The following is a 6,368-nucleotide window of genomic DNA, read 5'->3' as shown; positions in this document are numbered from 1 at the left end:
CTAAATTCAAATAAAAAAACAAAAACCTTATTCTAATTTATGAATAAGGTTTTTTTATTTCTAAAATAATGATTGTATTTTTTCTTTCATCATTTCATTATACTGTTTCAATGCTTGGTCATACTCTTTTTCTTCAAAAAATTTAGTTAATTCTTCATACTGCTTAATATGGTTTTCAACTGAACTTCTTCTATAGGAATAATACTTACTTGCAATAATCTCAAATTTAGTTTGTAAAGCTCCGATTGTTTCCATCATTAAATCATTTTGGCTCGTTTGTAAAATAAGATTATGATAGCGATTAGCTTCTACGTAATATAAATCATGATCTTCATCAGCAACCGCATTTTTCAATAAATGAATACATTCATTCATTTCATTAATTGGAAAATCAAGCATTTTCCTTTTAGCTTTTTCAATGCTTCCAATGCCTAAAAATAATCGACATTCTAAAAAATTAACGATATCGATCAATGTAATTTGAATATTTTGGACCATTGAGCCTTGGTTTTTGAAATGTTTAACGAAACCAGTTGATTCCAATTTGACAAGCGCCCTTCGGATAGGGGTTCTACTCATGTTCAAATCCTTTACAAGTGATGCTTCAGTTATATATGTTCCAGGAGAATATTTACCTTGTATTATAAATTTTTTGATTTCTTCATATGCTATTTGTTCTAGTGTTATATTATTTGGCAAGTATTTCACCATCCTACTTTCTAGTGTAATTTTAATGCGCAGCTAAACAAGAGTGGGATTTTTTATAAATCCAATCATCATACTTACAAATCAATAGAATTAATATTATACAAAAAGTATACAATGAAATTGATTAATTAGTATAGAAAAATAATTGTTAAATTATATGGTAATAAAGGGAAATATCTAATCGAATTAATCAAAGTGATAAGTGAAGTAAGAGGATGTTAAAGAATTCTGAAGTAAATAAGTTCAATTTATATTAACTTTAGTATAAAAATTGTATACAAAAACATCTTTATTAGTTCTCGATAATCAATAAAAAAACATCTAAAGCCTTAAAAGGTTTAGATGTTTTTTATTGGGTTTATATTAAAACATTAAATCTATAAATGCTTCTTCTTTCAGTTGAGTTAAGATTTCAGTTGCTTTATCAAATTCTGATTTTTCCACATGATCAATAAGAGAGTTATATAAGTCCAATGTGTGTGGAATTCTATTTTTCCTTACATTAAATACATTAGATGACGTTGCTTCTTCGGTAAATCTCTTCCATAGATGATCAAGCATTTCGATGATTAAATTGTTTTGAGAATTTAGTAAGAATGTTTTATAAAAATCTGTCAACGCTCGGTGATAATTGTAGGCATCATCTTGAGTGTATGCTTTTTCCATAGAGGCAGTAATTTCTCTAAGTAGTTTTACATTAAATGGAGTATGCTTCCTTTGGGATTTTTCAACACAAAATACAGCAAAGCACCATTGAATTTCAATCATATTAATAATTTCATGTAAAGTAAAATGAGTATAGGTAACAGTCGTTCCATGAAAGTTATTATGTGATAACAACCCCTCGGATACAAGTCTTCCAAGTGCTCTTCTAATCGGTGTTCTGCTCATTTGTAATTCAGATACAAGTGCAGTTTCCTTCAAATGCATACCAGTTTGATACTCACCTGAAAGAATCAAACTTTTTAATTTTTCATATGCAATTTGTTCTAATGTTTTTTCTTTTGCCATTTTATTCTCCTACTATAAATGTTTTTAACTAGTTCATAAAAGTTCTTCTTATTTAATCCTTAATAGTATACATTAAAAATCCAATTGATAAGCTTTATATATTAACTAAATTCAAATACCAACTTTTTTATGTTCAATTTATTAAACGATGTATTTTCTTCCATTTATTAGAATAATTTCCATTCCCTTTTCAAATGATAAAATAAAATCAAATTAGGGGAACGGTATGAGAACTTATAAAGATGGTATGAAAAAAGATTCCTCAAATGAAAATTGGATTGATGAATTATCAAAATCAAATGATTTTATTAAATTTAAAACTTCAAGTGATCTTGAGAATGATAGTTACTATAGTGTTTATTTTTACCGAACGTTAATTAGGTCTGAGATCATGCATGGTCAAATACTTCCATATTTGACAAAGAATTATACTCTTGAAGATTTGATGTCTCAACTTCCAGTTCAACAACTTACGATTACTTCAGATAGTTCTAAAATCAAAAGTAAACTGCTAAAAGGTTATACGGCAATTCAGTATGGTGAGAATAAAACTGATTGTTTACTTGTTAATATATCGAATAATGTTTCCAGAACGATTGGTCCTCCTATAATGGAAGCTACTACTTTAGGTCCGCAAGTAGGATTTGTAGAAGATATGGATGTAAACATCAATTTAATTCGAAATAAATTACCAATTTCTGATCTTCATGTGGAGGAATTGGTAGTTGGAGAGTTATCGAAGACTAGTGTTGCAGTGATCTATTTAAGTGGAATTGCTGATGCTGAAAATGTTAATACGGTTACACAAAGGATAAAAGATATCCAATATGATCATATTCCGGATAGTTCATTTATTTCGTCTATGATTGGGGATAACACGCATTCTATTTTTCCACAATCGATTCCAACTGAAAGACTTGATCGTACAATCGGAGGTTTAGCTGAAGGGAAAATCGCCATTGTTGTGGACGGTTCTCCAAATGTTCTTCTAACACCAGCTTTAATAGATGAGACTTTTATAGCGATGGAGGACTATTATGTCAATTGGGTACTTGCTACATTTTTCCGTTGGCTAAGAATGTTTGGTTTTGCACTTTCGATTTTCATAACGCCTTTTTATGTTGCAGTTTTGACCTATCATTATGAGCTTATTCCACCTCGCTTACTTGAATCATTAGTAATATCTAGAGCATCTGTACCGTTTCCTCCAATTTTTGAAGTGTTATTTTTAGAAATTACGATCGAGCTAGTAAAGGAAGCTGGACTCCGATTACCTTCAAAAATTGGACAAACGCTTGGTATTGTTGGTGGTATTGTAATTGGGCAAGCTGTTGTAGAAGCTAAGCTTACGAGTAATATTCTCTTAATCTTAGTTGGACTTGGTACTCTTGCATCCTACACATCTGCAATCTATAAATTTAACAATACAATTCGATTTATAAAGTTTCCAGTAATTTTAATGGCTCAGCTAATTGGACTTTTAGGGATTTTTATGGGGTTTATCTTTTTAATGACCCATTTGCTTCGATTAACCTCTTTAGGGAGACCATATATTGGAACGTATCCGTTTAGGAAAACGTCATTTAATGATTTATGGATCAGATTACCATTTGCAAAGCAGAATAAAAGACCTACGAATTTAAGACCAGCTACACTTTTTCGATCAACAAATGATATAAAACGACCTGGTCCACCGAGTGATTTTGATGAATAAAAAAGGAGAGATTTATTAATGGCATCGTATAGAAGACAACAAGTTTCACCGTATCTCCTATTTTTTATTATTACAAGCTCTCAAATAGGCGTAGGTGTTTTAGGGTTTCAACGACTCATCGCAAAAGATGCTGGTTATGATGCATGGATCAGTGTAATCATTGCTGGGTTATTTGTTAATGTAGTTGTATGGTTTATGTATAAAATGTTAACGAAGGCACAAGGAGATATTATTGATGCGCATAAGCAATTTTTTGGTAATATCATCGGATCAGTTTTAAGTTTAATCATTCTAACCTATTATGTAATTTTATCTATTTCTGTTTTAAGATTATATATTGAAATCGTTCAAGTTTGGATGTTTCCGTCTATATCTACGTGGCTATTATCGAGCATCATTTTATTATTATGCTACTACATTGTTTCAGGTGGGTTTCGTGTAGTAGTTGGAATTGCGTTTCTATCTGGAATCTTTACGGCAGTGCTATATGCTTTGCTATTTCATTTGCCACATAAATATATACATATGGAGAATATTTTACCTATTCTTGATCATTCGTTTAAAGATTTGTTATTGTCTGCAAAAAATACAATCTATACAATGGCAGGCTTTGAAATTTTACTAATGGTGTTTCCGTTTATTCGGAATGGAAATTCTTCTCAAAAGTTTGCTCAATGGGGTGTCGCGTTTTCAACTTTAGTCTTCACTTTATCGGCTTTTACAACATTTTTACTTTTAAGTGAAAAACAAATTGAACATGTAATCTGGGCGAGAATCTATATTGCTAAATTAATTCATTTTCCATTTTTAGAAAGATTTGAATATATACTGCTTTCCAGTTTTTTAATTAAGGTTATTTCAATTTTAGCTCTATTATTATGGAGCTCAAGCAGAGGCTTAAAATTAATTTTTAAATGGAAGCAAAAGTATACATTAATCTTGGTTAGTATAATTAGTTTTATCGTTTGTCAATTACTTGAAACTCGATATCAAATTAATGCATTTACAGATTATACAAGTAGAGTGTCTCTATACATTTTTTTTGTTTATATACCACTTTTTTCAATCATATTTATGATAACGAAGTCTGGGAAAGCAAAATGAAAAAATATCTTCTGTTTTTTATTATTTGTATTGCATTATCTTTAAATGGCTGTGCACTTGTACCGTCTGCGAATGTTAATGAACTAAATATTATTGAAGCAGCTGGGTTCGATCTTCCTAAACCGAAACAACTGAAAGGGACTGTTGTTTTTCCTGTGTTTCGACCATCTGGACAAATCGAATTTAAAGTGTCTTCAGCAAGTGGAGAAACAATAAAAAAGGTAAGGGAAAGATTAGATAGTCAAATGAGGTATCGGCTAATGTCAGGTCAGATGCGGATTGTTACATTCAGTCTGGACTTAGCCAAAAAAGGTTTTTTTCCAATTGTTGATACGTTTAATCGGGACCCGGCCGTTGGGAATATCATACAATTAGCGATAGTTGATGGTGAAACAAGTGATTTACTTTCATTACAACAGTATAAAGATGAAAACATAGCTTTATATCTTTACGATCTCCTTGTACACAATTCAGAGTCTGGACCTTTTCCATATACCGATTTCTCAACGTTTGTCTATCAATATTTTGAAGTAGGGCAGGATCCCTATTTACCGGTGTTAAAAGTAGTGGATGACAAGATTAAATTAAATGGCATTGCAACTTTCAAAAGAGATAAACTCATAACAATTATTCCATGGAAATATGCTTTCATTTTTAAAGGGATGAAAGTAAATTATAAACAAGGATTACATCAGTTCAAAATTGATGGAGACTATGTAGCAATTGATAATATAAAATCTAAAAGTAAATATGATATCAAAATCAAAAAAGGAAAACCAGAGTTTACAGTTCATTTGAAGATGAAAGCCAGAATTCAAGAATATACTGGTGATAATCCGATAATACTTCCAAAACATATTAAACAAATAAGTAAAGCAATTGAAAGAGATATTGAAAAAAATGCACAGGAGCTTATATCACTTCTTCAAAAAAATAATGTAGATCCAATTGGTTTTGGCTCAAAATTAGAATCCCATCAAAGGAACTTTGATGGGGAAAAATGGAGAAAGCAGTATTCTAGTGCAAAAATTAAAGTGAAAGTTAATATAGATATACTTCATACGGGAATTGTTGAATAGATCATGTTTCGAATGAATAGAAGAACTATTAAAACGTGTATGGAACTAAAAAAGGACGTCTAAAGGTCATTGTATGACAGATAGACGTCTTTTCTATTTGGAAATATTGTATAAAAATTGTATACAAACGATTAAGTAAGTATGTTAATATAATATTACGGAAAAGTTAAGTATACGATAATTTAAAGCCTAGATTAGTTTCTTTAATAATTTAAAAATAATTGTATTCATTTTAAGGTAATTCCTGGAGGGGATTATGCTTTTTAAAAATATTTTCATAACCCATACAATCATCATTAGTTTTTTTTATCTAACCTCTTCCATCTTATGGGGAGAAGCAAGACAAAGGTTTGCAGGGAAATCGAAATTTAAAGAATTTTTTATCGGGATTCTATTGAGTTTATTAACTCTTGTATTAATAAATTTCCCGATTATCACTGATCATGGAACAAATATTCAAATTAGAGCACTTGGAATGGAAATTGCAGTAATCTTTTTTGGGAATATTACCTTAGTGACAATGTTTATTTTCGATATTATTGCTTTTTATTTTATTAATGGATTTAACTATGTTTTCCTAATTGATTCACTTTTGCTATTGTTTGTTTTAATTTTTGGTTTTTATATGAATTATCAAAAATGGGATGAAAAGAAAAGAATTTTTATTTTGACCCCTATTATCATTTTGTTTAAATGTATTGGTTTTTATTTAATAGAAAAATGGATGCTAAGGCCGATTGGTGACATTGTAA

At 30.0% G+C, this 6,368-nt stretch carries 6 protein-coding genes; 4 read left to right on the top strand and 2 right to left on the bottom strand.

Features of this window, described 5'->3' with window-relative positions; genetic code table 11:
* Positions 1 to 60: 60 nt before the first annotated feature.
* Together CN514_RS21795 and CN514_RS21790 are read right to left on the bottom strand one after the other, a co-directional pair.
* Positions 61 to 699: a GntR family transcriptional regulator gene (locus CN514_RS21795; RefSeq protein ID WP_176526026.1), complete on the bottom strand. Its 639-nt coding sequence runs from the start codon at positions 697 to 699 to the stop codon at positions 61 to 63.
* A 372-nt stretch (positions 700 to 1,071) separates the two neighbouring features.
* Entirely contained in the window at positions 1,072 to 1,719 is a 648-nt protein-coding gene (locus CN514_RS21790; protein ID WP_098234372.1) for a GntR family transcriptional regulator, read from the bottom strand.
* A 226-nt stretch (positions 1,720 to 1,945) separates the two neighbouring features.
* Between CN514_RS21790 and CN514_RS21785 the strand changes: the two genes are divergently transcribed.
* From CN514_RS21785 to CN514_RS21770, 4 genes are all read left to right on the top strand, one after another.
* Positions 1,946 to 3,433, top strand: coding sequence for a spore germination protein (locus CN514_RS21785; protein WP_098234371.1), 1,488 nt, complete (start codon positions 1,946 to 1,948; stop codon positions 3,431 to 3,433).
* A gap of 18 nt (positions 3,434 to 3,451) precedes the next feature.
* Entirely contained in the window at positions 3,452 to 4,537 is a 1,086-nt protein-coding gene (locus tag CN514_RS21780; RefSeq protein ID WP_098234370.1) for a GerAB/ArcD/ProY family transporter, read from the top strand.
* Positions 4,534 to 5,616 carry a Ger(x)C family spore germination protein gene (locus tag CN514_RS21775; protein ID WP_098234369.1) on the top strand — a complete coding sequence of 361 codons (1,083 nt, stop codon included), beginning with the start codon at positions 4,534 to 4,536 and terminating at the stop codon, positions 5,614 to 5,616. Before CN514_RS21780 ends, CN514_RS21775 begins: the two co-directional genes overlap by 4 nt.
* 256 nt (positions 5,617 to 5,872) lie before the next feature.
* The coding region (locus CN514_RS21770; RefSeq protein WP_141529477.1) for a hypothetical protein at positions 5,873 to 6,368 on the top strand (496 nt) is incomplete at its 3' end.

Origin of the sequence: Bacillus sp. AFS001701, from assembly GCF_002559405.1 — a bacterium.
Taxonomy (GTDB): domain Bacteria; phylum Bacillota; class Bacilli; order Bacillales; family Bacillaceae_G; genus Gottfriedia.
Note: the sequence above shows the minus strand (reverse complement) of the source record. Positions and strands in the feature narration are given on the sequence as shown.